This is a genomic window from Achromobacter pestifer (assembly GCF_013267355.1).
Classification (GTDB): Bacteria; Pseudomonadota; Gammaproteobacteria; order Burkholderiales; family Burkholderiaceae_B; genus Achromobacter; species Achromobacter pestifer_A.
The window spans coordinates 3,700,075-3,725,781 of sequence record NZ_CP053985.1 but is presented as its reverse complement, the minus strand read 5'-3'; the positions used below and the strand labels follow the sequence as shown (position 1 = coordinate 3,725,781).

Below are 25,707 nucleotides of genomic sequence, written 5' to 3'. Positions count from 1 at the left end.
GATCACTCCATCATGCTGATTACCGAAACCAATCTGATCTCGCCGGATGACTTCTACGAAGCCCTGATCGAGACCCACCGCGATCTCACCAACGAGCAAAGCCAGGAACTCAACGCGGCGCTGATCCTGCTGCTGGCCAACCACCTGGGCGACATGAACGTGCTGCGCGAGGCCCTGCGCCAGGCGCGCGCGTCCGTGGCGCCGTAAACCCGTTCACGCCCCCACCGCGAACGTATTCACGATCAAGGCGCGCAGCCACTGGTTGCCGCTGTCCCGGTCCACCCGGCGCTGCCAGTACATATTGGTCTGCAGCGCCGGCACTCTTATCGGCGGCGCCATGTAGCGCAGGCCAAACGGCGGCGCCGCGCTGGCGGCGAGTTTCTCGGGCACGGTAGCCAGCAGATCGGTCGCGCTGACGATGTACGGCACGGCCGAAAAGTGCGGCACGCTGAAATGCTCGGCCAGATCCACGCCCGCGCGCTCCATGGACTGGTTGACCTGCCCATAGGGCGCGGCGCGCGACACGATGAGGTGGCGTTCGGCGCGGAACGCCTTCAGGCCCATGCCGGCGTGCGCCGTCGGATGCGCCTGCCGGAACAGGGTCGCATAGCCCTGGCGGAACAGCATGCGCTGCAACGTGCCCGCCCCCATTTCATCGAATGCGCCGATCGCCAGATCCACCCGCCCGGTCTCCATTTCCCGCGGCAGATCCGGTCCTTGCACCCGCACCGAATCGATGCGCACCAGCGGCGCCACCTGCACGCACACTTCCATCAGGCGCGGCATGAAGTGGATTTCGCCCACGTCCGTCATCGCCACCCGGAAGCGGCGCGTGCTGGTGGCCGCGTCGAACACGTCCTGGTCCTTCAGGGCCTGCGACAGCATGGTCAGCGCCTCGCTGACCGGACCCGCCAGGCGCTGCGCGCGCGGCGTGGGCAGCATGCCCTGCGCCGTGCGCACGAACAGGTCGTCGCCGAATGCTTCCCGCAAGCGCCGCAGCGCGTTGCTGACCGCGGGTTGCGACAGGTCCATGCGCCGCGCCACGGCTGACAGATTGCGGTCCTCCAACAAGTGCTGGAACAGCAGCAGCAGATTCAGATCGACATCGCGCAACTCGGCCATGCGCACCCCCTACTATTCACAAAATTTATAGTCTCTATTTTTACATTCCCGTAGCCGCAGCGGGGGTTTTTTCCGACAATGGCATATCGGCCCCCCGGACACCTTTCCGTACCGGCCACCCCCAACCAGGCCGCGCAGCCAAGCACCGCGCCGCCACTCAGGAGGATTCCATGGAACTGCAATACCAGACCGGCTTCGGCAACAATTGCGCCACCGAAGCCCTGCCCGGCGCGCTGCCGCTGGGCCGCAATTCGCCGCAGCAATGCCCCTACGGCCTGTACGCCGAACAACTTTCCGGTACTGCCTTCACCGCGCCGCGCAGCGAGAACCGCCGCTCCTGGCTCTACCGCATCCGTCCCGGCGCGCAGCACAAGCCGTTCGAAGCCTTCGACGGCGCCGCCGGCTGGCAAAGCACCTTCGGCCAGGGCCCCGTCACGCCCAACCAGCTGCGCTGGAGCCCGCTGCCCATTCCCGCCGCCCCCACCGACTTCCTGGAAGGCGTGAAGACCTGGGGCGGCAACGGCAGCCCCGACGAGCTGGGCGGCGTGGCCATACACATGTATGCCGCCAACCGCTCGATGCAAGGCCGCTATTTCTACAACGCCGACGGCGAACTGCTGCTGGTGCCGCAGGAAGGCCGCCTGCGCCTGGCCACGGAACTGGGCCTGATCGACCTGGAGCCGCTGGAAATCGCGGTCATCCCGCGCGGCGTGCGCTTCCGCGTGGAACTGCTGGACGGCAGCGCGCGCGGTTACATGCTGGAGAACTTCGGCGCGGCCATGCGCCTGCCCGAACTGGGCCCCATCGGCTCGAACTGCCTGGCCAACGCCCGCGACTTCAAGACCCCGGTGGCCTGGTACGAAGACATCGAGGGCGACTTCGAACTCATCGCCAAGTTCACGGGCGGCTTCTGGCGCGCCTCCATCGACCATTCACCGCTGAACGTGGTGGCCTGGCATGGCACGCACGCGCCGTACAAGTACGACCTGCGCAACTTCAACACCGTCGGCTCCATCAGCTACGACCACCCGGATCCCTCGATCTTCACCGTGTTGACCGCGCCGTCGGACACCCCGGGAACGGCCAACATGGACTTCGCGATCTTCCCGCCGCGGATCCTGGCCATGGAGAACACCTTCCGTCCGCCCTGGTTCCACCGCAACATCGCCAGCGAGTTCATGGGCCTGATCCAGGGCGTCTACGATGCCAAGGCCGACGGTTTCGCGCCGGGCGGCGCCAGCCTGCACAACTGCATGAGCGGCCACGGTCCCGATGCCGAGACCTTCGAAAAGGCCTCCCATGCCGACACCAGCAAGGCCCACTACATCCGCGACACCATGGCGTTCATGTTCGAGACGCGGCGCGTCATCCGCCCCACGGAACAGGCGCTGGCCTCGGTAGAATTGCAGGGCGACTACTACCGGTGCTGGCAGGGCATCGCCAAGCATTTCGACCCCAGCAAGGCGTGACGCGCAGGCCTCCTGCTTTCCACGCCCGCGGCGATGAGCGCAAGCTCATCGCCGTTTGGCATTTGTATTTTCCGGCGCCTGGCGCCCGGCCACCGCATAACCACACTGAAAGAGACACGCAGCCATGACCACCATCAACGAAACCCACGACCCGTCCTTGAAGAGCTGGATTGCCAGCGCCAACACCGGCAAGTCCGATTTCCCGGTACAGAACCTGCCCTACGCCGCCTTCCGCCGCCAGGGCACGACGGAATCGTTCCGCCCTGGCGTGGCCATCGGCGACCAGATCCTGGACCTGGCCGCGCTGGCCGCCAAACAGCCCTTCGAAGGTCTGGCGGCCGAGGCCCTGGCCGCGTGCGCCACGGACAGCCTGAACGCCCTGATGGCCCTGGGCCAAGCCCACTGGAGCGCCCTGCGCCTGGCGCTGTCCCGCGCGCTGCGCGAAGGCGCCGCCCTGCGCGGCACGGTCGAGCCCCTGCTGGTCGCCCAGGCCGACGCCGCATACACCACGCCCGCCCGCATCGGCGACTACACCGACTTCTACATCTCGGTGCACCACGCCACCGCCGTGGGCAAGCAGTTCCGCCCCGACAATCCCCTGCTGCCGAACTACAAGTGGGTGCCCATCGGCTACCACGGCCGCGCCTCCAGCATCGGCGTGGACCAGAAATTCCCCCGCCCCGTCGGCCAGACCCGCCCCGCCAATGAAGGCGAAGCGCCGCAATTCGGCCCCTGCGCCCGCCTGGACTACGAACTGGAACTGGGCATCTTCGTCGGCACCGGCAACGCCCAGGGCGAGCGCATCCCCCTGGCCGACGCCGAATCGCACGTGTTCGGCCTATGCATCCTGAACGATTGGTCGGCGCGCGACATCCAGGCCTGGGAGTACCAGCCCCTGGGCCCCTTCCTGTCGAAGAACTTCGCCTCCACGATCTCGCCCTGGATCGTCACCATGGAAGCACTGGAGCCGTTCCGCACGCAGTGGCTGCGCGGCCCGTCCGAACCGCAACCCATGCCCTACCTGGCATCCGACGCGAACCGCGCCAAGGGCGCCTTCGACGTGCAGATGGAAGTCCTGCTGACCACCGAAAAGTCGCGCGCCGACCAGCAGCCGCCCGCCTTCCTGTCGCGCAGCAACTTCCGCGATGCCTACTGGAACGTGGCGCAGCTGATCACCCACCACACCGTCAACGGCTGCAACCTGCAAGCGGGCGACATGCTGGGCACCGGCACCCTGTCCGGCCCGCAACCCTCGGAAGCAGGCTCCCTGCTGGAACTGAGCAACGGCGGCAAAAGCCCGATCGACCTGCCCTGGGGCGAAAAGCGCACCTTCCTGCAGGATGGCGACCAGGTCATCATCCGCGCCGAATGCGTGAAAGCCGGCTACCCGCGCATCGGTTTCGGCGCATGCTCCGGCACGGTGCTGCCCGCCCGCGCCTGATCCGCGCCGGCGCCCGTCCTGGCGGGCGCCGTCAAGGCCTCGATCTCATCGTCCTTGGCCTGCCACTGCTGGCCCAGCCAGTGGTGGAAGGTCGTGCGGAAAGCCTTGTCGCCGGAGTAGTTGCCCTCGCAGAACTCCGGCGGCACCGGCAACTGCCGCATGCGCACCAGCACCTGCCCCGCGCGGCCGCAGGCCAGATCCCAGAAACTGGGCGCCCCCTCCGGATAGGCGATCGTCACGTCTATCATCGAGCGAAACCGCTTGCCCATCGCATTCAACGCCACCGCCAGCCCGCCCGCCTTGGGCTTGAGCAGATGCCGGTACGGCGATCCCTGCGCATCGCGCTTGGCAGGACTGAAACGCGTCCCCTCCGCAAACACCATCACGCTGGTCGGCACCAGCGAAAACTTCGCGCAGGCCCGCCGCGCAGTCTCCTGATCCTGCCGCCCCAGATCCGGATTGCGGCGCAGCGCCGCCTTGCCGTGGCGCTTCATGAACGGAAAATCCAACGCCCACCACGCCAGCCCGATTACCGGCACATAGATCAGCTGCTGCTTCAGGAAGAACTTCAGCAGCGGAATGCGCCGGTTCAACGACTGCTGCAGCACGAAGATATCGACCCAGGACTGGTGATTGCAGTTCACCAGATACCAGTCCGCATAGCGCAGCCCACTATTGCCCTGCACATCCCAGGACACATCCTGGATCCGCGCCAGCCACCCGGCGTTGCAGGACACCCAGGCCGTGGCGATGCCGTTGAGCACGGGATCGACGCCCCGCCTGACCGCCGCGAACGGCAGCAGCAGCTTCAACAAGGCCAGAGGGAACAGCAGCAGGCACCAGAACACCGTGTTGAACGCCAGCCAGACGGTACTGACGACACCCGTCACCCACGCGAACCGCCCGCGCGGCAACGGCAGCACGCGACGCCGCACGGACGCGCGGGCATCGGATTTATTCGATTGGGCCGCGGCAGCGCGGCCAGCCCCGGAAGACGATTCAGGAAAAGTCATGCGCCAGTTTCCTACCTTCAAGAAAAATCCGACTTGCGCAGAATCAAGCCTACCATCAGCGCGCAGCGTCAGCACTCACCGCAAGACAGAGCGTATGCTCGATGAGGCCGCCCGGGCGGCCTCATCGAGCGGGCACCGCAAGATCTTCCGCCACAAAATGACGGTGCCAATTATCCCAAGAACAACATTCTCCCCCGCGATTTCTGGCAATTAACCACCGGAGCTTGGGGCGTTGGGGGCCTGGGGCGCGCGGGGCGTCGATAAGCCCGAGGGAATCCGTAGGGAGCCGAAGGCGTACGAGGATGACGCAGGGGAAGTCCGGAGCGAAGGCTCCGGACCGCAATCGTTGCCCCGCGCGCCCCAGGCCCCCAACGCCCCAAGCGTCTTAAGAACCAGCAACATCCCGCATAAAGAAAGCCACCATCAAGGCAACCGATACCGCTCTTCCCGATAAGCCCAGCTAGCCCACAAGGCATGCGCCAAGGCCTCTTCCGAGAGCTGAGGATCCAAAGGCTCCACCGGCGCATAGACCTCGTCACGCCCCACAGGCGCCGCCTCATACCTGAACTGCCGCGGCGGCTTCGAAGGCTCCAGCACCAGCAACTGATCCCCCCGCAGATACCCGAAATTATCCGCGTACTGCATCATCGCCCGATTCGGATCCCGCTGCGTCAGATCCACGCCCAGCATGGGATTCACGTTGTCCAGGCCCATCAAGGACAGCATGGTAGGCGCCATGTCGATCTGGCTCACCAGCCGCTCATCCTGCCGAGGCGCAATCCCCGCCCCCAGAATCAGCGCAGGAATCTGGAAATGCCGCACCGGCACCGGAATGGAGCCATAGACGCGCGAATCGTGATCCGCGATCACCAGGAACACCGTGTTGTCCCAGTATGGCGCCTTGCGCGCCTTGTCGAAAAACTGCCCCAGCGCCCAATCCGCATAGCGCACCGTGTTGTCCACCGTGGCCGGATCGCCCACCGGCTTGATGCGACCTTCCGGATACTCCCAAGGCGAATGATTGGACACCGAGAACGCCAGCGTGAACACCGGCTTGTCGCCATCCGCGCGCAGCAGCCGGTCCACCTGATTGAACATGTCCTCGTCCGACGCCCCCCAGGATCCCTCGAACACCGGATTCACGAACTTCGGACGATCCACGATCTCGTCGAAACCGTTGCCCAGGAAAAAGGCCCGCATATTGTCGAAGTGCGACTCGCCCCCGTACACGAAGCGCGAATGGTAGCCATGCTTGCCCAACAGCTGCGCCAGCGTGAAAAAGCCCGTCTGCGACCGCGGCAGCTTCACCACGGCATCGGCCACGCTGGGCAGGAAGCCCGCCGTGACCGCCTCGATGCCCCGCACCGAGCGCGTGCCCGTCGCATAGGCCCGATGGAACATCCAGCCTTCCTGCCCCAAGCGGTCGATGTTGGGCGTCAGATCCCGGCCGCCCAGGCTGCCCACATACTGCGCACCCAGGCTTTCCTGCAGGATGATCACCAGGTTCAGCGGCTTGTCCCGGCGCACCGTCGCCTTCTGCTCGTGCAGGCTGGGATAGCGCGCATCCAGCGGCGCACCCGTCAGTCCGGCCTTCTCGCGCACGATGGCGTTCATCTCATCCACCGCCATCTTGGGATACATGGCCGCCGACGATCGCTCATCGCGCATGCGGTAGGCGGCGTCAAACACGCTGTACAGCGAATTCAACGCCAACGCATTGACCATGGCGTCCGAACTGTAGGCGACCTTGGCCGGATTGATCGGACGATGCTCCAGCGTGCCCCGCGCCCCCAGGAACACCAGGGCGAGAATCAGGAACGAAGCCACCGGCCGCTTCCACCACGCCATGAACGGATCGCGCACACGGGTGGGAAACAGCCGGACCGACAACCAGGCGGCCAGCACCAGCACCACGAAGGCCGCCAGCAGCACGCCCTTGTAGCCCTGCCACAGCATCGAACCGACTTCCTTCGGATTCAGCAGGTAGATGAAATAAAGCCGGTTGGGCCGCGTGTCGTATTCCGCGATGAACGGCGGCGTGGAAACTTCCAGCAGCACATACAGCATCCACCAGACGCGGAACCACCAGGCGGTGATGCGGATCGCCAGCGGCCGGTGCCCAAACCAGGGTGACAGCACCGCCGGCAGCGCGATCACCATGGACATCAGGCAGACGTCGATGCGCAGCCCCCCCAGCAGCAACGGCCCCAGCCCGCCAGCGGCCTCGACCCGGTCCCACATCCAGAAGGCCAGGCCCAGACGCGACAGCGTCAATAGTGCCAGGATGGCGACGATGAACCGTAGCGTCAGGCGGCGCATGCGGCTGCCCTCCGCTGGCGCAGGAACGCCCGCTCAGATGATGAAATGCCGCCGTGTATGCCGAGCAGAGCCATGCCGCCTCGTGGTCCGAAATTTGAAAACGCGCAAAGATTAACGCGGTTTTGCGCGAGCCAGCGGCCGCCCTTACTGGGCGCGCCGCAGCCGCTCGCGGCTGTTGCTCAGATGCGTGCGCATGGCCGCGCGCGCGGCCTCCGCATCCTGGCGCTGAATCGCGCCGTAGATGTCCTCGTGTTCGAGATTCACGCGCGCCAGATAGGCGGCGCGGTCCTCGTGCGCGAACTTCGCCGAATTGATGCGGGTGCGCGGAATGATGGCCGAGCCCAGATGCGACATCAGGTCCGCGAAGTAGCGGTTGTCCGTGGATTGCGCGACCAGCAGATGGAACTTGAAATCCGGCGTGACAGTGTCCCCGCCGCTGTCCAGCGCACTCTTGAAGGCATCCAGCGCGCGTTTCATCTCAAGCAGTTGCTCCGGGCTGCGACGGGCCGCGGCCAGGCCGGCAGCCTCGCTTTCCAGGCAGATGCGCAGCTCTAGCAGGACCAGTATGTCGCGCACCGTGCCGATATCGGCCGGGTCCACGCGAAAATCCCCGCCGCCGCTGGGTTCAAGCGCGTACGTGCCCACGCCATGATGCGTCTCGACCAGGCCAGATGCCTGCAGCCGGGACAAGGCCTCGCGCACCACCGTACGGCTGACGCCGAACTGGCGCATGATCTCGGATTCCGTCGGCAACTTGTCGCCGGGCCGGATGTCCCCGGCACGGATGCGCTCCGTAATGCTCTCGACCAGCCCCTGGGCCAGGTTCCGGGGACGGCGCCGCGGCGTGACGGAAGTATCGGCGGGAACGGTCATTGGGAATTATCCGAAAGCAGTTGAGCACGGCCCAGGGCCGAACGTCGGCGCCCATTGTACTTTGGGCCGGCCGCGCGCCTGCACATCAGCATGGCGCCAGCGACGCGCGGCATGCCGACGTATTCACCCGGGGTTGGCACAGGCGCAGGCCGGAAAATCCCGCGACTAGCGGTTCAGGTCCCTGGCGGGGGGCCGGGCCACGATGAGGGGATAGAAAAACAGGGTCGCCAGGAACCACAGCAGGGCCGCGGACCAGAGCGTCTGGCTAAGGAAATGGGCGCCCTGCAGGATGCGCACCACGGAAAAACCCACTCCGGCCGCGATGCCCACGGCCAGCCCCCACCAGCGCCAGGCGGGACGCCCCAGCGCCCAGCCCAAGAAATACAGGGTCAGCATCGAGTAGCCCGCGCCGGCATGGCCGCTGGGCAAGGCGCCGCCCGCCCCGGCCCGCGCCCAGGTCCACCAGTGCAAGGGATAGGGGGTATAGCCGCCCAGGGAATCCAGATCGTAGGGTCGGGGCAGCGTGGTGTAGTGCTTCAACTGATTCACCAGCACCTGCCCCGTCAGGCAGGTTGCCGCCAGGGCCAGTGCAGGCCCGCGCCACGGCCGCCAGGCCGGAATGCGATAGCTGGCCGCCGCCACGCCCACCGCGGCCAGTCCTATCCCAATGGGCAAGGCCAGCACCATGCGATGGCCGATCAGGTCCAGCCCACGGTTCAGGCGCAGCGGAAAATCGTCCAGCACAGGATCGAACAGCGCGCGGGCGATGCGCAAATCCAAGCCGGAGACATTGGCCCACCACGCCAGACAGGCCAGCGCGAGCGTGATCGCAAAGACATGGCTGAACAGATACGAGGCCGGCGTCGGCTTGCGCGGCGCGGGCGGCGATAGAGGCGGCATGGTGGGCGACAGGAGGTCCGTCAGGCAAACGGGCAGCTTAGGTCGCCGACAGTCGAACTTTCGTCAAATTTGACCTTGCGCGCCGCGGGCCGCCTCCACCACCAGGCCCGCGTCGGCCTCGAAACGCAGCGTGAAGCAGGTGCCGCGTTGCTCGCCCTGCCGCGAGGAATCGACCGTCAGCGACCAGCCCTGCATGTCGCAGACGCGCTTGGCGATCGCCAGCCCGAGGCCGCGCGCCGTCTCGTCGGGACTTCCCGCGCCCGAATCCCGCATGCGGCCGCTGTAATAGCGGCGAAACAGGAAAGGCAGGTCGTCGGCGGCAATGCCCTTGCCGTCGTCGCGCAACTCCAGCGCGCCGTCGGCGGCGATGCTCGCCGTCAGCGTCGCCGGCGCGGCGTGCTCCACCGCATTGCGGATCAGATTGCGCAACACGGTCAGCAAGGCATAGCGATCCAGCGTACGAACCTGGCCGGCGGCGATCCGGTTTTCGAAACCCAGCCCGGCCAACCCCGCCTGGGCTTCGTAGCCGCGCCAGGCGTTGTCCATGCATTCGGCGAGATTGACGGACTCTGCCGGGCGCAGCTCATCCCGCGCCATGGAGCGCGCGCTCTCCAGCGACACAATCACATCGTCCACGTTGTCCACCACGCGGGTCAGGCGCTGGCGCTGGTCCGGAGTCAGCACCTGGGTCAGCAGCATCAACTCGCTATCCGAGCGGATCGCGGCCAGGGGCGTGCGCACCTCGTGGCTGAGATTGCCCGCGAATTCGCGCTCGCGCGCGATCGATCTGTCCACCTGGCTCTGCACCCGGTTGAAGGCCTCTATCAGCCGGCCCGCTTCGTCGTCGCGCGTCACCGCCATGTCGGGCGACCCGGGCGCCCAGGTTGCCAGCCGGTCGGTCAGGTCCAGCAGCGGACCGACCGCGATGGCGGCCACGCGCCGCGACAGCGCATAGGCGCCCACCACGCAAATGGCGCCCACGCCCAGCACAATCAAGCCGAAGTCATGCACCCGCCCTTCGTTCTCGGTGGCGTCGTACAGCAGGTACACCTTGCCCCGCGCCGTTTCCGCCACCATCACGTGCCAGGTGTAGGCGCCGGGCTCGACCAGGTGCAGGCCGCTATCCAGGGATTCGATTTCCTGCGGCAGGCCAGCGGGCCGCTTGCCGTCCACGCCGACCCAGGCGCGCATGGAGCCGCCCAATTCACGCACGCCATCGCGCGGCAGGAAACCGTCGCTGGTGCGAGCGTGCTGCACCAGCCGGTCCATTTCGGTATTCAGGATGTCGTTGACCAGATCGTCTTCCATCTGGTCGAAGGTCAGGTAGGCCAGCAGGGCCAGCGCCGTCACGAACAGCGCCACGGTTCCGGTCAGCGCCCATACCACGCGCTGGGTCAGGGTGCCTCCGGCAGACGCCGCGGAAACGCTGCTCATCTCGCAGCCCCGGCTTCCAGCGTCAGCCGCCAACCGGTCCCGTGGATGGTTTCGATGCCGTCGAAACCGGCATCGGCCAATGCGCGCCGCAACAGGTGGACCTGGCTGCGCAAGGCGTCGGACGAAGGCGGCTCGTTGCCCCACAAGGTGGACTCCAGCTCCTCGCGCGACACCACCCTGCCCGGATCGCGCAACAGCGCTTCGATGATGAGGCCGGCCTTGCGCGTGAGGTGCACGGGGTTGCCGTTGACCGACACGGCGCGGTTGCGGGTGTCGTAGGACAGAGGGCCAAAGGCCCGCACCGAGTCCACCGTCGCGCCCTTGGCGCGTTGGATCAGCGCGATCAGGCGCGCTTCCACCTCAAGCAGCGCGAAAGGCTTGGTCAGGTAGTCGTCCGCGCCATGCGAGAATCCGGCCAGCTTGTCTTCCAGGCTATCGCGCGCCGTCAGCATCAGCACCGGCACGTCCGCGCGCATGTCGTTGCGCAGCGTGTGCAGCACCGCGTTGCCGTCCATGCCCGGCAGGCCGATGTCCAGGATCAGGGCATCGAAGCGCTGCTCCTTCAGCCGCTGCAGCGCGGCCGGACCCGAGTAGGCGGCATCGGGCAGGAAGCCGCGCGCCTCCAGGAAGGTGTACAGATTGCCGGAGATGACGGGATCATCCTCCACGATCAGCACTCGGTAATTCGCGCCCGCTGCGGGACTGGTTGCCATGATTGGGGTTCCTGTCGTGCGCGGCGCCTCAGGCCCGCAGCACCTTGCCCGGATTCATCAGCCCTTGCGGGTCCAGCGCTCGCTTTATTCTGCGCATCAGATCCAGTTCGACCGCGCTCTTGTAGCGCGGCAGCTCGTCGAGCTTGAGCTGGCCCACGCCATGTTCCGCGCTGATCGAACCGTTGTGCGCGTGCACGCTGTCGTGCACCACGCCGTAGATATCGCCTTGCAGCGCCAGCAGCTCGGTCTCGGTCTGCCCCGGCGCGTGAGCCACGTTGTAATGCAGGTTGCCGTCGCCCAGGTGGCCAAAGATCACGTGGCGCACGCCGGGAAAGCGCGCCTGCAGCAAGGCGTTGGTCTTGTGCACAAAACCGCCGATGGCGGAAATCGGAATCGACACGTCATGCTTGACTGACTTGCCCAACTCCGCCTCCGCCAGCGGAATGCTTTCACGTAGATGCCACAACGCCTTGCTTTGCGCCACGTTCGCGGCGATGGCGGCATCGTTCACCAGGCCCCTTTCGATGGCCTCGCCCAGCACGGTTTCGAATCGTTCACGCGCGTGCGCCTCGCTTTCGCTGTCGGACAGTTCCAGCAGGGCGAACCACGGCGATGCGGCGGAATCTCCCTCGAACGGCAGGCGCTGCTGCGGGAACAGGCGTACGACGGCCTGCAGGCAGGCGCCGCTCATCAGTTCGAAGCCGGTCAGCGCCGCGCCAAAGCCCGCGCGGGCGCGCGACAGCAGCTCGACGGCCTGGTCGATGCCGTCCAGCGTCAGCAACGCCGTGCACGAAGCCACCGGCCTCGGAAACAGTTTCAGCGTCGCGGCGGTGATGATGCCCAGCGTGCCTTCGCTGCCGATGTACAGGTCGCGCAGGTCGTAACCGGTGTTGTCCTTGCGCAGGCCGCGCAGGCCGTTCCAGATCTCGCCTTCGGCGGTCACGACCTCCAGGCCCAGCGTCAGCTCGCGCGTGTTGCCATAGCGCAGCACCTGCGTGCCGCCGGCATTGGTGGCGAGGTTGCCGCCTATGGTGCAACTGCCTTCGGCGGCCAGGCTCAGCGGAAACAGCCGGCCGGCGGCAGCCGCGGCCTCCTGCACCGCTTGCAGCACGCAGCCGGCCTCCACGGTGATCGTGTCGTTGTCGGTATCCAGTGCGCGCACCGCGGTCAGGCGGGTGGTCGACAGGATCACCGCGCTGCCCGATGGGTCGGGCGTGGCGCCGCCGCACAGGCCGGTATTACCGCCTTGCGGCACCACCGGCACGCCGTGCCTGGCGCACAGCTGCACGGCCGCCGCCACTTCCGCGGTCGAGCCGGGACGGATCACGGCCAACGCGGCCCCTCGATAGCGGCGGCGCCAATCCAGCACATAGGTGTCGGCATCCGTGCCCGTCAGCACGTGGGAAGCGCCCAGAAGGGACTGTAGATCGCTCAGCAAGGTCATAGCGCGGCACAAGTAGCGCCCGGGCGCGCCCAGGCTAGGGATGTGCGGCCTATTGTAGGGGTTGAAATGCCCCAGGTCGCGGCACGGCGGGCTTGCGCAGCCCGCCGGCAGACCGATTCAGCCCACCGCCTGGTCGAGCCGCGCGCCCGTCAGGCCCGAACAATAGGCTCGCGAGGCAATGCGGTTCATGAGGAAGGCGCGGTCGACGCCCGCGGGTCCGGGCATTTCCGACAAGGCGCGATAGGCACGGCGCAGGACCTCGCCCCGGGTCGCGCCGCACACCAGCAACCGCGTGCATGGCAAGCGGCGGTCCACGCAGCCGTCGATGCGCACTTCCAGCGCATGGGCGGCGACGGGCTCGCAGTCATGCACCGCCGCGCCCGAATGGGCCTGCGCCTGAGCGTCGATCACGCGGAACACGCCGCTGCGGTCGTCCAGCGCGAAAGCGACAGTGCCCATGCCCTGCCAGCCGCGGTCCCGCGCCACGTCGGCGGCGACCGTGCGCAGCGCGCTTTCCACGGAGACCGGCAGATGCGGCGCCGGGGATTCGGCGATCAGGACGCGGGCATCGCGCCATACGCAGCGCTCCCAGGCCCGGCCCGTGGCCAGGCCGCCCGCCTCGGAAACGAACACGTGGATGTCGAGCCGGCGCTCACGGCCTGCGGCCGGTCCGGCGTGATCCGTGGGCGGACCCCGCCGGTTTGAGGCGCCTCTGGATGACATGACAGTAGAAACTTTGGCGCCCATGGCCCCTCCCGGTCTTTCTGCTTGCATAGCAAGCGTATCACCTTCGGACGACGAGCAAGTTTTATGCCACGCGCCGCCCCCCCTGGGCAAGCCCCTGGCGCACGGCCGCGCGCCGCACCGGAACAAGGCGCCAGCGCTCAGGCACGCACCAGATCTGGGCGGATCGCGTGCCGCCGTGCATAGACGGAAAAAGCCCTACGCCGTCTGTCGGATGAAGGGGGAGCGCCAATGGGGGATAATTCCGGTTTAACCCCTAGCCAGGCGCGTTTTTATACGCGGGTTTACCAGAATCCGCGCCTAAACCTGTACTGCAACCCAACATCCAAGGAATCGCCGTGGGCGACAACACGCAATTTCCGGGCTCGGTCTTCAAGGCCTACGACATCCGCGGCACGGTGCCCGACCTGATCGACGCCCGCTTCGCCCGCGCCCTGGGCCTGGCGTTGGCCGCCCGTGCGCGCGAACACGGCGTGCAGACCCTGGTCGTCGGCCGCGACGGCCGCCTGAGCAGCGAAATGCTGTCCGTGGCGCTGCAGGAAGGCATGCTGGAAGGCGGCGTCGACACCCTGGACATCGGCATGGTGCCCACGCCCCTGGTCTATTTCGCCGCCAACGTCATGCAGACGGGCTCGGGCGTCGCCATCACCGGCAGCCACAACCCGCCCAAGTACAACGGCTTCAAGATGATGATGGGCGGCCGTGCGCTCTACGGCGAGGACGTGCAGGCGCTGGCCGCCAGCATGAACGGCCCCGCCAGCGCCCCGGCGGCACGGCCCGGCGCGCGCCGCCAGCTGGACCTGGTGGCTGCCTACATCGCGCGCGTGGCATCGGGCGTGAAGTTGGCCCGGCCCATGAAGATCGCCATCGATTGCGGCAACGGCGTGGCCGGCGCAGTCGCCCCGGCTCTGTTCCGCGCCCTGGGCTGCGAAGTCACCGAACTGTTCTGCGAAGTGGACGGCACCTTCCCCAACCATCACCCCGACCCCGCCGAACCCAAAAACCTGCAGGACCTGATCAAGTGCGTGGCCGAGACCGATTGCGAACTGGGCCTGGCCTTCGACGGCGACGGCGACCGCCTGGGCGTGGTGACAAAATCGGGCCAGATCGTCTGGCCGGACCGCCAACTGGTGCTGTTCGCCCGCGACGTACTGGACCGCAACCCGGGCGCCACCATCATCTATGACGTGAAGTGCAGCCGCCACGTCGGCCTGTCGGTCGAAGCCGCTGGCGGCGTGCCGCTGATGTGGAAGACCGGCCATTCGCTGGTGAAGGCCAAGCTGGCCGAAACCGGCGCACCGCTGGCCGGCGAGATGAGCGGCCATATCTTCTTCAAGGAGCGCTGGTACGGCTTTGACGACGGGCTCTACACGGGCGCCCGCTTGCTGGAGATCGTGTCGCGCGACGCCGACCCCTGCGCGGTGCTGGAAGCCCTGCCGCAAGACGTTTCCACCCCCGAACTGAAGCTGGAAATGGAAGAAGGCCAGCCCTTCACCCTGGTCCAGGCCTTGCAGGACCAGGGGCAGTTCCCCGGTGCGGACCGCGTGATCACGATCGATGGCGTGCGCGCGGAGTATCCGGACGGCTTCGGCCTGGCGCGCCCCTCGAACACTACCCCCGTCGTCGTGCTGCGCTTCGAGGCGCAGACGCCGGCGGCGCTGGAACGCATACAAGCCGACTTCCGCCGCGAGCTGACCAAGCTCGCGCCGCAAGCCGATCTGCCTTTCTAGTTTTGCCTATGCCCTTATCGAACAGCCCAGCCTGGCAACAGTTCATCGCAGCCACGCTCGCCGCCCCGCGGCGCGGCGAGCAATTGCGCGTCCTCAACGCTCCCGGGCTGCGCCTGGACCTGAGCGCGCAGGCCTATTCCCCGGACCTGCAGAAAGCCGAGGCCGCGCTGCTCGAACAGCAGGGCTTCGATGCTGCCCGGGCTTGCCTGTTCGACGGCGGCAACGCCAACTGGACCGAGCAACGCGCCGCCTGGCACACGGCCCTGCGCGCGCCTCAACCACCCGCCCGGGTAGCCAAGGCCGTGCTGGCCGAACGCGAGCGCATGCGCGAATTCGTGCGCCAGGCCGACGCGGCCGGACGCTATGGCAGCGTGCTGCACCTGGGCATAGGCGGCAGCGACTGGGGCCCGCGGCTGGTCACGCGCGCCCTGCGCCACGGCGGCGCGCGGCGCGAAGTGCGTTTCGCGTCCAACGTGGATTCGCATTCGGTTGCGGACGCGATGAGCCGGCTGGATCCCCATGACACCCTGGTCATCGTCGCCTCCAAGTCGTTCACCACGACCGAACCGCTGGCCAACGCCGAGGTCGCCATGAACTGGCTGCGCGACGCCGGCGTGGCTGATCCGATCAAGCAGGTCGTGGCGGTCACCGCCAACGTCGAGGCGGCCCTGAATCTGGGCATCCTGCCCGACCACATCTTCCAGATCTGGGACTGGGTGGGCGGACGCTATTCGCTCTGGTCCGCGATCAGCCTGCCGGTCGCGCTGGCGCTGGGCACCGACGCGTTCGACCAGTTGCTGGCGGGCGCCGCCGCCATGGACGAGCATTTCCGCACCGCCCCCATCGAGGAAAACGCGCCCGTCCAGCTGGCGCTGGCCGGCGTCGTGAACCGCAGCGTGCTGGGCTACGACTCCCTGGTGATCGCACCCTATGATTCGCGGCTCTATCACATCGTGCCTTGGGCCCAGCAGCTGGAAATGGAATCGCTGGGCAAGGTCGCCACCGCCGACGGCAGCCCGGCCGGCGTGCCCACCGGCCCGGCCGTCTGGGGCATGTCGGGGACCGACTGCCAGCACACCTTCTTCCAGTGGCTGCACCAGGACACCCGGGGCGCTCCCGTCGACTTCATCCTGTGCGAAAAACCTGACCACGCCTACGCGCGGCATCACGAGCTGCTGATCGCCAACTGCCTGGCGCAGCGTTCCGCGCTGCTGCGCGGCAAGTCCTTCGAGGAAGCGCTGGCCGAAACCTCCGCCATCGAAAGCGATCCCGGCCGCGCGCGGCTGCTTGCGCAGCACCGCGTCCACCCGGGCGGGCGGCCGTCTTCGCTCATCGTGCTGCCGCACCTGGAAGCCTATACCCTGGGCGCGCTGCTGGCGCTGTACGAGCACAAGGTGTTCACCCAGGGCGTGGTGTGGGGCATCAATCCCTTTGACCAATGGGGCGTGGAATTCGGCAAGGCGCTGGCCAAGGGCATCATGCACGAGCTGAATTCGCAGCAGGCCAGCCGGCAGGACCCCTCTACCCGCTACTGGATCGACGCGATCACGCGCCGTCCTTGAGGCCTGGCCGGCGCCCGCGCGGCGCCGGCGCGTCAGCTCAGGCGCTGAGCGCGTCGTAGATTTCCACGTGAATGCGCGCCACGCGCTCGATGTCGAACTCGCGCTCAGCCAACGCCCTGCCCGCAGCACCCATGGACTGCCGCAAGGCCGGATCCTCGGCCAGACGGGCGATAGCGTCCGCCAGCGCCTGTGCATCGCGCACCGGCACCAACAGCCCGGTCTCGCCGGGTTCGATCGCATCGCGGCAGCCAGGTACATCGGTGGTCACGACCGCGCGCGCGCAAGCCGCGGCCTCGATCAGCGACTTGGGCAGGCCTTCGCGGTAGGAAGGCAGCACGGCGATATGCGAGGCCGCGTACAGCGCGGCCACGTCGGCGCGTTCACCCAGCGCGCGCACGCACCCTTCCCGCTGCCAGGCGTCCACATCGTCCTGCGTCGCCGAGGCGGGATTGCCAGCGTCCACGCCCCCGACCAGCTGCATCGTGATGGGCAGGCCGCGCTCGCGCAGCAGCCTTGCCGCCTGCACGAATTCCTGCACACCCTTGTCTCGCAATAGCCGCGCCACCATGGTCGCCACGACGGGCGGCGCCGGTGGTTCGGGTTGGGCCCGATACTCGTTCAGGTCCACGCCCGCGCCCCGGATCATGACGACCTGGGTGTCGCGCACCGCGCCCAGCGACTTGAGCAGATCGCGGTCGCTGGCGTTCTGGAAGATCACGCGGCTGTTGGGATGGCCCAGCGCCAGCCGGTACAGCCGCGCCACCACGGCGCGCACCAGCTTCATCTTCAGCGAATTGGACAGGAACACGAAACCCAGTCCGGAAATCGCCGCGACCATGCCCGGCACGCGCGTCAGGCGCGCGGCGATGCCGCCGTACAGCACGGGCTTGATCGTGACCAGATGCACGATTTGCGGGCGCAGGCGGCGGAACAGCCGTATCAGGGCCAGCAGCGTGCCCAACTCCTGCAAGGGATGCTTGCCGCTGCGCGTCATGGGTATGGCGTGATGCGTCATGCCCAGCGCCTCGATGTCGGCCACGGCCGGGCCGTCCATCGTAGCCACATGCACTTCGTATCCCGCCTGTTGCGCCGCCAGCGCCACCGGCACGCGGTGCGACATGAAGAAGGCCGGATTGTTGACGACAAACAGCAGACGGCGCCCTGCGCTCATGCTTGCACTCCTGAGATGCGGCGCCATACCGCGATATAACTTTGCACCATGCGCGCAAGGTCGAAATTTGCCAGCACGCGGGCGCGGCCTGCCTCGCCCGCGCGCGCATGCCCACGCGACGCGACCTCGCGCAAGGCCGTCTCAATGCCGCGGGCCAGCGCCTCGGACTGCTCCGGCGGCACCACCACGCCGGTATCGCCGACGATATAGGCCGCGTCGCCCACGTCCGTCACGACGCAGTAGACGCCACAAGCCATGGCCTCGGCCACCACATTGGGGAAGCCCTCCGCGCAGCTGGACAGGACATGCAGGTCCAGTCCGTTCATCGCGGCGGGCACATCGTCGCTGGGACCTGCCAGCACCAGCCGGTCGCGCAGGCCTAGCCGGTCGATCAGGGCTGCCAGCTCCGCATTGGTCGTATCCATGCCGCGGCCTATCAGCACGCAACGCAGTCCAGCGTCGCGTCCATCGCGCACCAGCGCGGCGACGGCGCGCAACAGGTTGGCGTGGTCCTTCAGCGGATCCCAGCGGGCCACGCAGCCGATGGCAGGGACATCCTGCGGCAAACCCCATTGCACGCGAACGCGCTGCCGGGCCTCGTCGTTCGGTGCAAAACGCGACAGGTCATAGCCGTTGGCGATCACCACCATGCGTTCGCGGTCATAGCCTTTATCGGCATGGCGCTCGGCCGACTTCTGGGCGGCGCACACGATGGCCTTGGGTACGCGGCCCGACAGCAGCGCGCACGCACGCAGCACCAGGCGCGCCGAACGGCTACTGCGCTCCAGGTGGTCGCCGGAATTGCGGATGCCCCAGGCGATGGCGCGCACGCCCGCCAGGCGCGCCGCCAGGCCGCCGATCAGGTCGGCGTGGTACATCCAGGTCTGCACCGCGTCGGGACGCGCCGCGGCGATCAGCGAACGTAGCGCCATGAAGCCGCCCAGGCTGACGCGCCCGCGCTTCATGCCCAGCGCATGCACGGCGACACCGGCCGCGCGCAGGCGTTCGCCATAGATGCCTTCGTCGGTCAGCGACACGACGATATGCTCCACATCCGCCCCGGCGTAGGTGGCCAGGCGGAACAGCACGGACTCCGCGCCCCCCTGCCCCAGGCCGGTGATGACGTGCAGGACACGCAGCCGCCGGGCGTTCATCGTCCCTCCCGCACGGCATCGAACAATTCATCCCACTCAGCCAGCACGCTGGCCAACGCATAGCGCTGCCGCACCGCGGCCGCGCCCCGCAAACCCAACTGCTGGCGCAGGGAGGCGTCGCCCAGCAGGCGGCGCAAGGCCTCGCGCAAGGCATCGCGATCGCCCGCAGGCACCAGCAGGGCGTCCTCGCCGTTGCGCGTCATCTCGCGCGGCCCGCTCGGGCAATCGAACGCCACGCAGGGCAGGCCCAGCGACATGGCTTCCAGCAACACATTGGGAAAGCCTTCCACCAGCGAACTCAGCACGAAAGCCTGGCCGCGCGCGAGTTCATCCCAGGGCGCTTCGGTACGGCCGGGCAGACTGATGCGCGACTGCAGGCCCAGGCGCGCGACCTGCTGCTCCAGCGCGCCGCGCTCGGGGCCTTCGCCCCAGATGCGCAGGTTCCAGTCCGGGAAATCGGGCGCCAGCTGCGCGAATACGTCGATCAGCAGGTCGAACTGCTTGTCGGTGACCAGGCGTCCCATCGCCAGCAACTCGCGGGGGCCGCCATCTTCGCGCTGCGGCACCCGCGGCGCATCCAGCAAGGGCGCCGGCAGAGGATTGGGAATCACGGCCAGGCGCTTGATGCCAGGCACCTGCCGGGCAAACGGGCCGGCGGTGTCCTCCGCCTGGACCGTCACCATGTCGGCGCGGGGATACAGGATGCGGCGCAGTTGGCGCCATACCGTTCCGGTCGTGGTTTCCGCCACAGGATTGGTGCGCTCGCAAACGATGAGCGGCACGCCCAGTCCCAGGGAAGCCAGGATGGCGGCCACGTTGACGTTGGTCAGGAAGGACACCACCACGTCCGGCTTTGAATCGCGGATGTGCCTGCGCAACGCGAGCAGACGCTTGAATGCCGCCATGGCCCCTGACGCGCGCGTACCCGCCAGATCCGCCAGCCACGCCAGTTCGACCTTGTCCGACAGCGGATAGAAGCAGCTGCCCTTGGACGAGTAGGTGGGCGTCAGGATGACGGAATCCCCGCGTTCGGCCCATGCATTGACCAGCGTGGCGGCGACCCGTTCGGCGCCGCCCGCGTGCATGGAACTGACCAGCATCAAGATTTTCATGCGTCAAAGACTCCCAACCGATCCTCCTTGCTCCTTGCCGTCGCGGTAGCGGTCAAGCCAGGCCTGCATCATCAATACGCCCCACAGATGGCTGTCCCAATTGCGATGGCCCGACGTGTGCTCGCGCCATTTGCGCAAAATGGGCTCGGGTTCGAACCACCCCTCCTGGCGCAAACGCGCCGGGTCCAGCAGCGCATCGGCCCATTCGCGCAGCGGGCCGCGCAGCCATGCGGCCAGCGGCACGGCGAAACCGCGCTTGGGACGGTCCACCAACGCCTGCGGCACATGGCGGTGCAACACCTGGCGCAGCAGCCACTTGCCGGTGTTGCCGCGCACCTTGTATTGATGCGGCAGGCTCCAGGCAAACTCATACACACGATGGTCGATCAGCGGCACACGCGTTTCCAGGCTGACGGCCATGGCGGCGCGGTCCACCTTGACCAGGATGTCGTCCGGCAGGTAGGTCACCGTATCCAGCTTCATCATGGCTTCGAAAGTGGAGCCCTGCATCGCCCGGGCGAACTCGGACACAGGCTCCACGCCGCCCTTCACCACGCGGGAAGGGTCGGCCCAGTACGACACGAAATGGCGATAGAACTCTCCGCGCGTGTCGGTGCGCAGCAGTTCGCCCAGCTTGCCGACCTTGCCGCGCCAGGCACCACGCCCAGGCAGATGGGTGGACGCGCTCAACAGCGCTCCGGCGGGCTTGCGCAGCAGCGCGGGGACGCGCTCGCATTGCTGCCACCAATTGTTCACGCGGAAATAACGCGAATAGCCGCCGAAAAGCTCATCGCCGCCATCGCCGGACAGCGCCACCGTGACGTGCTGGCGCGCCATGCGCGTGACCAGCGAGGTCGGAATCTGCGACGAATCCGCGAACGGTTCGTCGTACATGTCGGCCAGCGTGGGCACCACGGCCAGCGCATCCTCCGCCGTCACGTACAGTTCGGTATGGTCGGTGCCGAGGTGCGTGGCCACGGCCTTGGCGTGCTGTGCCTCGTCGTAGCCCTTCTCGTGAAAACCAATGGCGAAGGTGCGCACGGGCTGCGAACTCTGCGCCTGCATCAGGGCCACGATGGTGGACGAATCGATACCACCGGACAGGAAGGCCCCCAGGCTCACGTCGGACAACATCTGGCCGCCGACCGCCTTGGACAGCACGCCTTCCAACGCGTCGGTGGCCTGCGCGTCGGACTCGAACGACAGCAGCGATTGCGCGGAGGTATCCGCGGCTTCGCGGGCCGACCAGTACACGCGCGGCTCGGGCATGCGGCGGCTGCGGGTGTCGTCGGCCGTGAATTCGACCCAAGTGCCCGGCGGCAGCTTGGCGATGCCCTGGTAAATGGACTGCGGCGCCGGGATGTAGTTGTGCCGCATGAACGACGCCAGCGCGTTGCGGTTGAGCTCGCGGCCGAAGCCCGGAATCGGCATCAGGCCCTTGAGTTCGGAGGCGAACACCAGCTCGGCGCCTGAGTAGCCGTAGTACAGCGGCTTTTCGCCCATGCGGTCGCGCGCGAGCACAAGCTTGCGCGAGGCGCGGTCCCACAGCGCGATGGCGAACATGCCCACCGCGGCCTGCAGGGTGGCCTCGATGCCCAGGGCAGTGAAGCCCGCCAGCAGCGTTTCCGTGTCGGAATGGCCGCGCCAGGACGGCGCCAGCGCCGATTGCTCGAGCTGCTTGCGGATGTCCAGGTGGTTGTAGATTTCACCGTTGAACACCATGACATAGCGGCCGCAGGCAGACGTCATGGGTTGGTGGCCTGCCTCGGTCAGGTCGAGGATCGCCAGGCGCACGTGCGCCAGCGCCAGGTCGGCCTCGGGGTCTTCCCAGAAACCGTTGCTGTCCGGCCCGCGATGGCGGATGCGGCGGCAGCTTTCCGCCAACACCTGCGCCTTGTTCCCGACAGGGCCCCAAATCCCGACTATTCCGCACATGATGAAGTTCTCGTTGTCACTGTAGCAACAGCGCGACGCGCGGCCTCAACGGCCCGTTGCGCTCACGCCGTCAAAAAGTTCTTGCCATTTCCGCAGTACGCGCGCGGCCGAAAAACGGTCGCGCACGTCGGTCGCCGCCTGCGCCATGCGCAGGCGCTCCGTGTCATTGCGCATGACGGCGTCCAGCGCCTTGCACAGCGCAGGCACGTCGCCGTTCGGGCGCACCAGCACGCCGTCCACGCCTTCTCGAATGATCTCGCGCGGCCCCGTGTCGCAATCGAACGATACGGCGGCCAGCCCGCTCGCCATGGATTCGAGCAGGGTGTTGGACAGCCCTTCGAAGCGCGAAGTCAGCACGTACAGATCGGCGCTTTCATACCAGTCGCCGACGTTGCCCGCGCGCCCCGGCATGAGGATGCGCGCCTGCAGACCGGCCTCGCGCACCTGCGCCTCCAGGGCGCGACGCTCGTCGCCCTCGCCCAGGATAACCAGATCCCAGCCGGGATGCGATACGGCCAATTGCGCGTAGGCCTGGATCAGCAGATCGAACCCCTTGTCGGCGTGCAGGCGCCCCACCGCCAGCAAGCGCTTGCGGCCGTCGCCAGACACCGGGGCCAGGACCGGTTCGGCGCGCGGCAGGGGAAAGTGTACGGGGTTGGGAATGACGGCCAGTTTGCTGCCCGGCACGTGCTGCGCCAGCCAGTCGGCGGTACCGCGGGTCAGCGCGACCACGCTGGCCGCGCGCGGATACGTCAGCCTGCGCAGGCGCTGCCAGAAGCCCGACAGGGTCTGCGAGGGCGGATGCGTATGTTCGGTCGCGATCACCCGGCAGGACAGGCCCGTGCAAGCCAGCACCGACAGCACCGACGCGGTCGTCATCATGCCCAGCACGATGTCGGGGCGGAACGACTTGACCACGCGGCGCAAGGCGCGCACTCGTTGCACATTGCTCCAGATGCCGCGCAGGCCGCCGCCCTCGCTCGCCGTGTGCAGCACCTCGCGGCGCACTTTGGGATGCAGGGTATAGACGTCACCCTCGGCGCTGGCCTGCGTCACCACCATCACTTCGCGGCCCATATCGGCCCAATGCGCGCTCAGATCGGCGGCCACGCGCTCCGCGCCGCCGCCATGCAGGGAATGGATGAACAGCAGGACGCGCGGCGCCGGGCGGGTATCGGTCACGGGCATTCAATCGGCCTCTTTGGATTCAGCCTTGCGCATCGCCACCGCGAGGTAGCATGCGAAGGACAACAGATACATGAGGCTGGTGGCCAGCATGATGCCGGCCGCGCCCATCTTGGGCGCCAGCACGGTATTCAACACCGCCTTCAGCGCGAAATTGGCGACGGCGATGGCGGCCATCACGCGGTAGCGGTTCTGGCTGGCCAGCAATTGCACCAGGATCAGCACGCCAAAGTAAAACGGCAATTGCAGCAGTCCCCAGCGAAACACGTGCGCCACGGCCTGGGTGTTCTCGGCGGTGAAGGCGCCGCGCTGAAACAGCACCGACACACCCCATGGCGCCAGCATCCAACCCACGGCGACGGCAACAGCGCCTGCGGCCACCATCAGCACTGACCATTTAAGGGCCATGGCGCGCGCGCGCTCGGAATCGCCGCGTGCTTGCACATCGGCCAGCACCGGCAAGGCCGCACGCCCCACCGACACGGCGCCGATCCCCAGCACCAGCGACAGCAGCCGGCTGGCGTAGCCCAGCGTGGCGTTGGCATTCGCGCCCAGGTTGGCGGCGGCGTACTGGTCCAGCGGGCCGACGAAGCTCATGGCGACCTGGCCGATCAGCATTACCCCCGCGGCGCTCAGCAACTCGGGCCAATGCGGCGATTGCAACGTCAACCGTGGCGCGCCCCAGAAGCCGCCATCGGCGCGCGCCGCCAGCCAAGCGAGCCAGACGGTCTGGATCGCGTAGCCCACCAGGGTGCCCCACAGCAGCGGACCGACGCCGTCGGCGCTGGCGGCCAGCATCACCCAGGCCAGCGTCGCCACGGCGGGCACGCTGTCCAGCAAGGTATTGACGTGCCGCTCCTGCGCCCGCAGCCGCGCGGCGCTGATGCCTGCAATGAGCAGCAGCGTCGACACCGGCGCGAAAGCGCCTAGCAGTTGGCCGGTCATGTCGCCCACGCGGGCCGACAATCCCTGCCCCAGGACGCCCAGCACGTACGGCCAGGCGAACCAAGTCAGCAGCGCCAGCGCAATGCCCGCCGCGGCCACCCAGCCCTGCAACTCACTGATGAACAGATTTCTTTCGGCGGCATCGGCGCGGCGCAGCCGCACCAGCACCGGAATCAGGACCACCGACAGCACGCCCACGATGGTCACCGGCAGCCAAGTGGCCATGGTCATCGTGAACTGGTAGGCGTCCACGGCGTCGCTGACGCCGTAGCGGTACGCCACCGCCATCTCCTTGATGGCGCCAGCGGCCTTGCCCAGCAGCAGGAACACCGCCACCCGGAAGGCGCCCTTGAAGATGCGCTGGTGGTCCGGGTGGATGCTGCCGAGTTTTCTGACGAGTGCTTTCAAATCAACGCAGGAATTGCGTGTACCAAGGCATGGCCACTTCCAGGCCTTGCAGCACGGTGTGCGTAGGCTCGTAACCCAGCAGCCGGCCCGCCTTGCTGACATCCGCCTGCGAGTGGCGCACGTCGCCCGCGCGGAATTCGGCGTAAACCGGCTGCTTGGCATAGGCCACGCCCTGAGTACCCAGCGTCTTCACCAAGAAACCGAAGAGCTGATTCAGGGTGCTGCGGCCGCTGACCGCAACGTTGTAGACCTGGTTGCGGCCTTCCGGCGCGGCCACGGCCGCGAGGATGTTGGCCTGCACGGCATTTTCCACGAAGCAGAAATCACGGCTGGTCTCGCCGTCGCCGTTGATGGTGACGTCCTCGTTCTGGATCATCGCGGCCGTCCACTTGGGGATCACGGCTGCGTAAGCGCCATTGGGATTCTGACGCTTGCCGAATACGTTGAAGTAGCGCAGGCCCACCGTTTCGAAGCCGTAGGAGCGCGCGAACACGTCCGCGTACAGCTCGTTGACGTACTTGGTGACCGCATAGGGCGACAGGGGCTTGCCGATGTTTTCCTCGACCTTGGGCAGGGCCGGATGGTCGCCGTAGGTCGAGCTGGAGGCCGCGTAGACGAAGGATTTGACTTCCTCATCGCGCGCCGCCACCAGCATATTCAGGAAGCCGCCGATGTTCACCTCGTTGGTCGTGATCGGATCCTTCAACGAACGCGGAACCGAGCCCAGCGCGGCCTGGTGCAGCACGAAATCCACGCCTTGCACCGCGCGGCGGCAGGCTTCCAGGTCGCGGATATCGCCTTCGATGAAGGAGAAGCGCGCCCACTGCTCCGGCGTGACGGAATTACGTACTTCGTCCAGGTTGTGCTGAAAACCCGTCGCGAAATTGTCCAGGCCGGTCACGGTCTGGCCCAGCTTCAGCAGGGTTTCCAGCAAGTTCGAACCGATGAAGCCGGCGCAACCGGTCACCAACCATTTGCGCGGCGCGGCCGACAGTTCCTTCTTGGTGCTCTCAAAGCGTGTGGTCATGGGCAA

The 25,707-nt window shown here is 67.2% G+C and carries 21 protein-coding genes; 5 read left to right on the top strand and 16 right to left on the bottom strand.

Going from position 1 to position 25,707, the window contains the following annotated elements; all coding sequences use genetic code 11:
• Positions 1 to 12 precede the first annotated feature (12 nt).
• Positions 13 to 207: a DUF2783 domain-containing protein gene (locus tag FOC84_RS17815; RefSeq protein WP_438800840.1), complete on the top strand. Its 195-nt coding sequence runs from the start codon at positions 13 to 15 to the stop codon at positions 205 to 207.
• Positions 208 to 213: 6 nt separating this feature from the next.
• Here FOC84_RS17815 and FOC84_RS17810 read toward each other — a convergent pair whose 3' ends face one another.
• Positions 214 to 1,122: a LysR family transcriptional regulator gene (locus FOC84_RS17810; protein ID WP_173145598.1), complete on the bottom strand. Its 909-nt coding sequence runs from the start codon at positions 1,120 to 1,122 to the stop codon at positions 214 to 216.
• A 170-nt stretch (positions 1,123 to 1,292) separates the two neighbouring features.
• Between FOC84_RS17810 and hmgA the strand changes: the two genes are divergently transcribed.
• Together hmgA and fahA are read left to right on the top strand one after the other, a co-directional pair.
• Positions 1,293 to 2,591, top strand: coding sequence for a homogentisate 1,2-dioxygenase (gene hmgA / locus FOC84_RS17805; protein WP_173145597.1), 1,299 nt, complete (start codon positions 1,293 to 1,295; stop codon positions 2,589 to 2,591).
• A gap of 124 nt (positions 2,592 to 2,715) precedes the next feature.
• Positions 2,716 to 4,032 carry a fumarylacetoacetase gene (gene fahA, locus FOC84_RS17800; RefSeq protein WP_173145596.1) on the top strand — a complete coding sequence of 439 codons (1,317 nt, stop codon included), beginning with the start codon at positions 2,716 to 2,718 and terminating at the stop codon, positions 4,030 to 4,032.
• Here fahA and FOC84_RS17795 read toward each other — a convergent pair.
• From FOC84_RS17795 to FOC84_RS17760, 8 genes are all read right to left on the bottom strand, one after another.
• Positions 3,975 to 4,946 (bottom strand): acyltransferase, encoded by a 972-nt coding sequence (locus FOC84_RS17795; protein WP_254242023.1) that lies wholly within the window; start codon positions 4,944 to 4,946, stop codon positions 3,975 to 3,977. The two genes, fahA and FOC84_RS17795, sit on opposite strands and share 58 nt — an antisense overlap.
• 522 nt (positions 4,947 to 5,468) lie before the next feature.
• Entirely contained in the window at positions 5,469 to 7,364 is a 1,896-nt protein-coding gene (locus tag FOC84_RS17790) for an LTA synthase family protein (protein WP_173145594.1), read from the bottom strand.
• 144 nt (positions 7,365 to 7,508) lie between these two features.
• Entirely contained in the window at positions 7,509 to 8,237 is a 729-nt protein-coding gene (locus FOC84_RS17785) for a FadR/GntR family transcriptional regulator (RefSeq protein ID WP_173145593.1), read from the bottom strand.
• Positions 8,238 to 8,402: 165 nt separating this feature from the next.
• On the bottom strand, positions 8,403 to 9,137 hold the full coding sequence (locus FOC84_RS17780) for a phosphatase PAP2 family protein (protein ID WP_173145592.1): 735 nt from the start codon (positions 9,135 to 9,137) through the stop codon (positions 8,403 to 8,405).
• A gap of 63 nt (positions 9,138 to 9,200) precedes the next feature.
• Complete coding sequence (locus FOC84_RS17775; RefSeq protein ID WP_173145591.1) at positions 9,201 to 10,571, bottom strand: sensor histidine kinase; 1,371 nt, start codon at positions 10,569 to 10,571, stop codon at positions 9,201 to 9,203.
• Positions 10,568 to 11,284: a response regulator transcription factor gene (locus tag FOC84_RS17770; protein ID WP_173145590.1), complete on the bottom strand. Its 717-nt coding sequence runs from the start codon at positions 11,282 to 11,284 to the stop codon at positions 10,568 to 10,570. Before FOC84_RS17770 ends, FOC84_RS17775 begins: the two co-directional genes overlap by 4 nt.
• 28 nt (positions 11,285 to 11,312) lie before the next feature.
• Positions 11,313 to 12,728, bottom strand: coding sequence for an FAD-binding oxidoreductase (locus FOC84_RS17765; protein ID WP_173145589.1), 1,416 nt, complete (start codon positions 12,726 to 12,728; stop codon positions 11,313 to 11,315).
• 117 nt (positions 12,729 to 12,845) lie between these two features.
• Positions 12,846 to 13,475 carry a BPTD_3102 family carboxylase-like protein gene (locus FOC84_RS17760; RefSeq protein WP_173145588.1) on the bottom strand — a complete coding sequence of 210 codons (630 nt, stop codon included), beginning with the start codon at positions 13,473 to 13,475 and terminating at the stop codon, positions 12,846 to 12,848.
• Positions 13,476 to 13,810: 335 nt separating this feature from the next.
• Here FOC84_RS17760 and FOC84_RS17755 point away from each other — a divergent pair, with 335 nt between their 5' ends.
• Together FOC84_RS17755 and pgi are read left to right on the top strand one after the other, a co-directional pair.
• The gene (locus tag FOC84_RS17755) at positions 13,811 to 15,202 is read left to right on the top strand and encodes a phosphomannomutase/phosphoglucomutase (RefSeq protein ID WP_173145587.1); all 1,392 of its coding nucleotides are present in this window, start codon (positions 13,811 to 13,813) and stop codon (positions 15,200 to 15,202) included.
• 8 nt (positions 15,203 to 15,210) lie between these two features.
• Entirely contained in the window at positions 15,211 to 16,764 is a 1,554-nt protein-coding gene (gene pgi, locus FOC84_RS17750) for a glucose-6-phosphate isomerase (RefSeq protein ID WP_438800839.1), read from the top strand.
• Between the two features lie 37 nt (positions 16,765 to 16,801).
• Here pgi and FOC84_RS17745 read toward each other — a convergent pair whose 3' ends face one another.
• The 7 genes from FOC84_RS17745 to FOC84_RS17715 are packed head-to-tail and all read right to left on the bottom strand — an operon-like array spanning position 16,802 to position 25,701.
• A complete protein-coding gene (locus FOC84_RS17745) occupies positions 16,802 to 17,935 on the bottom strand; it encodes a glycosyltransferase family 4 protein (protein ID WP_173145585.1) in 1,134 nt (377 codons plus the stop codon).
• Entirely contained in the window at positions 17,932 to 19,089 is a 1,158-nt protein-coding gene (locus FOC84_RS17740) for a glycosyltransferase family 4 protein (protein WP_173145584.1), read from the bottom strand. Before FOC84_RS17740 ends, FOC84_RS17745 begins: the two co-directional genes overlap by 4 nt.
• The gene (locus FOC84_RS17735; protein ID WP_173145583.1) at positions 19,086 to 20,201 is read right to left on the bottom strand and encodes a glycosyltransferase family 4 protein; all 1,116 of its coding nucleotides are present in this window, start codon (positions 20,199 to 20,201) and stop codon (positions 19,086 to 19,088) included. Before FOC84_RS17735 ends, FOC84_RS17740 begins: the two co-directional genes overlap by 4 nt.
• Before the next feature lie 3 nt (positions 20,202 to 20,204).
• Positions 20,205 to 22,136 (bottom strand): asparagine synthase (glutamine-hydrolyzing), encoded by a 1,932-nt coding sequence (gene asnB, locus FOC84_RS17730; protein WP_173145582.1) that lies wholly within the window; start codon positions 22,134 to 22,136, stop codon positions 20,205 to 20,207.
• Between the two features lie 45 nt (positions 22,137 to 22,181).
• On the bottom strand, positions 22,182 to 23,324 hold the full coding sequence (locus FOC84_RS17725; RefSeq protein ID WP_173145581.1) for a glycosyltransferase family 4 protein: 1,143 nt from the start codon (positions 23,322 to 23,324) through the stop codon (positions 22,182 to 22,184).
• On the bottom strand, positions 23,325 to 24,674 hold the full coding sequence (murJ, locus tag FOC84_RS17720) for a murein biosynthesis integral membrane protein MurJ (protein WP_173145580.1): 1,350 nt from the start codon (positions 24,672 to 24,674) through the stop codon (positions 23,325 to 23,327).
• Position 24,675: 1 nt separating this feature from the next.
• On the bottom strand, positions 24,676 to 25,701 hold the full coding sequence (locus tag FOC84_RS17715) for an SDR family oxidoreductase (protein WP_173145579.1): 1,026 nt from the start codon (positions 25,699 to 25,701) through the stop codon (positions 24,676 to 24,678).
• Positions 25,702 to 25,707: the final 6 nt, after the last annotated feature.

Excerpts from the sequence above, each read along its gene's own strand:
- FOC84_RS17810 (WP_173145598.1), bottom strand. The coding sequence starts at position 1,122 with ATGGCCGAGTTGCGCGATGTCGATCTGAATCTGCTGCTGCTGTTCCAG.
- FOC84_RS17780 (WP_173145592.1), bottom strand. The coding sequence starts at position 9,137 with ATGCCGCCTCTATCGCCGCCCGCGCCGCGCAAGCCGACGCCGGCCTCG.
- FOC84_RS17785 (WP_173145593.1), bottom strand. The coding sequence starts at position 8,237 with ATGACCGTTCCCGCCGATACTTCCGTCACGCCGCGGCGCCGTCCCCGG.
- FOC84_RS17775 (WP_173145591.1), bottom strand. The coding sequence starts at position 10,571 with ATGAGCAGCGTTTCCGCGGCGTCTGCCGGAGGCACCCTGACCCAGCGC.
- FOC84_RS17725 (WP_173145581.1), bottom strand. The coding sequence starts at position 23,324 with ATGCCCGTGACCGATACCCGCCCGGCGCCGCGCGTCCTGCTGTTCATC.
- FOC84_RS17745 (WP_173145585.1), bottom strand. The coding sequence starts at position 17,935 with ATGAGCGCAGGGCGCCGTCTGCTGTTTGTCGTCAACAATCCGGCCTTC.
- FOC84_RS17815 (WP_438800840.1), top strand. The coding sequence starts at position 13 with ATGCTGATTACCGAAACCAATCTGATCTCGCCGGATGACTTCTACGAA.
- hmgA (WP_173145597.1), top strand. The coding sequence starts at position 1,293 with ATGGAACTGCAATACCAGACCGGCTTCGGCAACAATTGCGCCACCGAA.
- FOC84_RS17760 (WP_173145588.1), bottom strand. The coding sequence starts at position 13,475 with ATGGGCGCCAAAGTTTCTACTGTCATGTCATCCAGAGGCGCCTCAAAC.
- FOC84_RS17770 (WP_173145590.1), bottom strand. The coding sequence starts at position 11,284 with ATGGCAACCAGTCCCGCAGCGGGCGCGAATTACCGAGTGCTGATCGTG.
- FOC84_RS17735 (WP_173145583.1), bottom strand. The coding sequence starts at position 20,201 with ATGAAAATCTTGATGCTGGTCAGTTCCATGCACGCGGGCGGCGCCGAA.
- pgi (WP_438800839.1), top strand. The coding sequence starts at position 15,211 with ATGCCCTTATCGAACAGCCCAGCCTGGCAACAGTTCATCGCAGCCACG.
- FOC84_RS17790 (WP_173145594.1), bottom strand. The coding sequence starts at position 7,364 with ATGCGCCGCCTGACGCTACGGTTCATCGTCGCCATCCTGGCACTATTG.
- asnB (WP_173145582.1), bottom strand. The coding sequence starts at position 22,136 with ATGTGCGGAATAGTCGGGATTTGGGGCCCTGTCGGGAACAAGGCGCAG.
- FOC84_RS17740 (WP_173145584.1), bottom strand. The coding sequence starts at position 19,089 with ATGAACGCCCGGCGGCTGCGTGTCCTGCACGTCATCACCGGCCTGGGG.
- fahA (WP_173145596.1), top strand. The coding sequence starts at position 2,716 with ATGACCACCATCAACGAAACCCACGACCCGTCCTTGAAGAGCTGGATT.
- FOC84_RS17765 (WP_173145589.1), bottom strand. The coding sequence starts at position 12,728 with ATGACCTTGCTGAGCGATCTACAGTCCCTTCTGGGCGCTTCCCACGTG.
- FOC84_RS17715 (WP_173145579.1), bottom strand. The coding sequence starts at position 25,701 with ATGACCACACGCTTTGAGAGCACCAAGAAGGAACTGTCGGCCGCGCCG.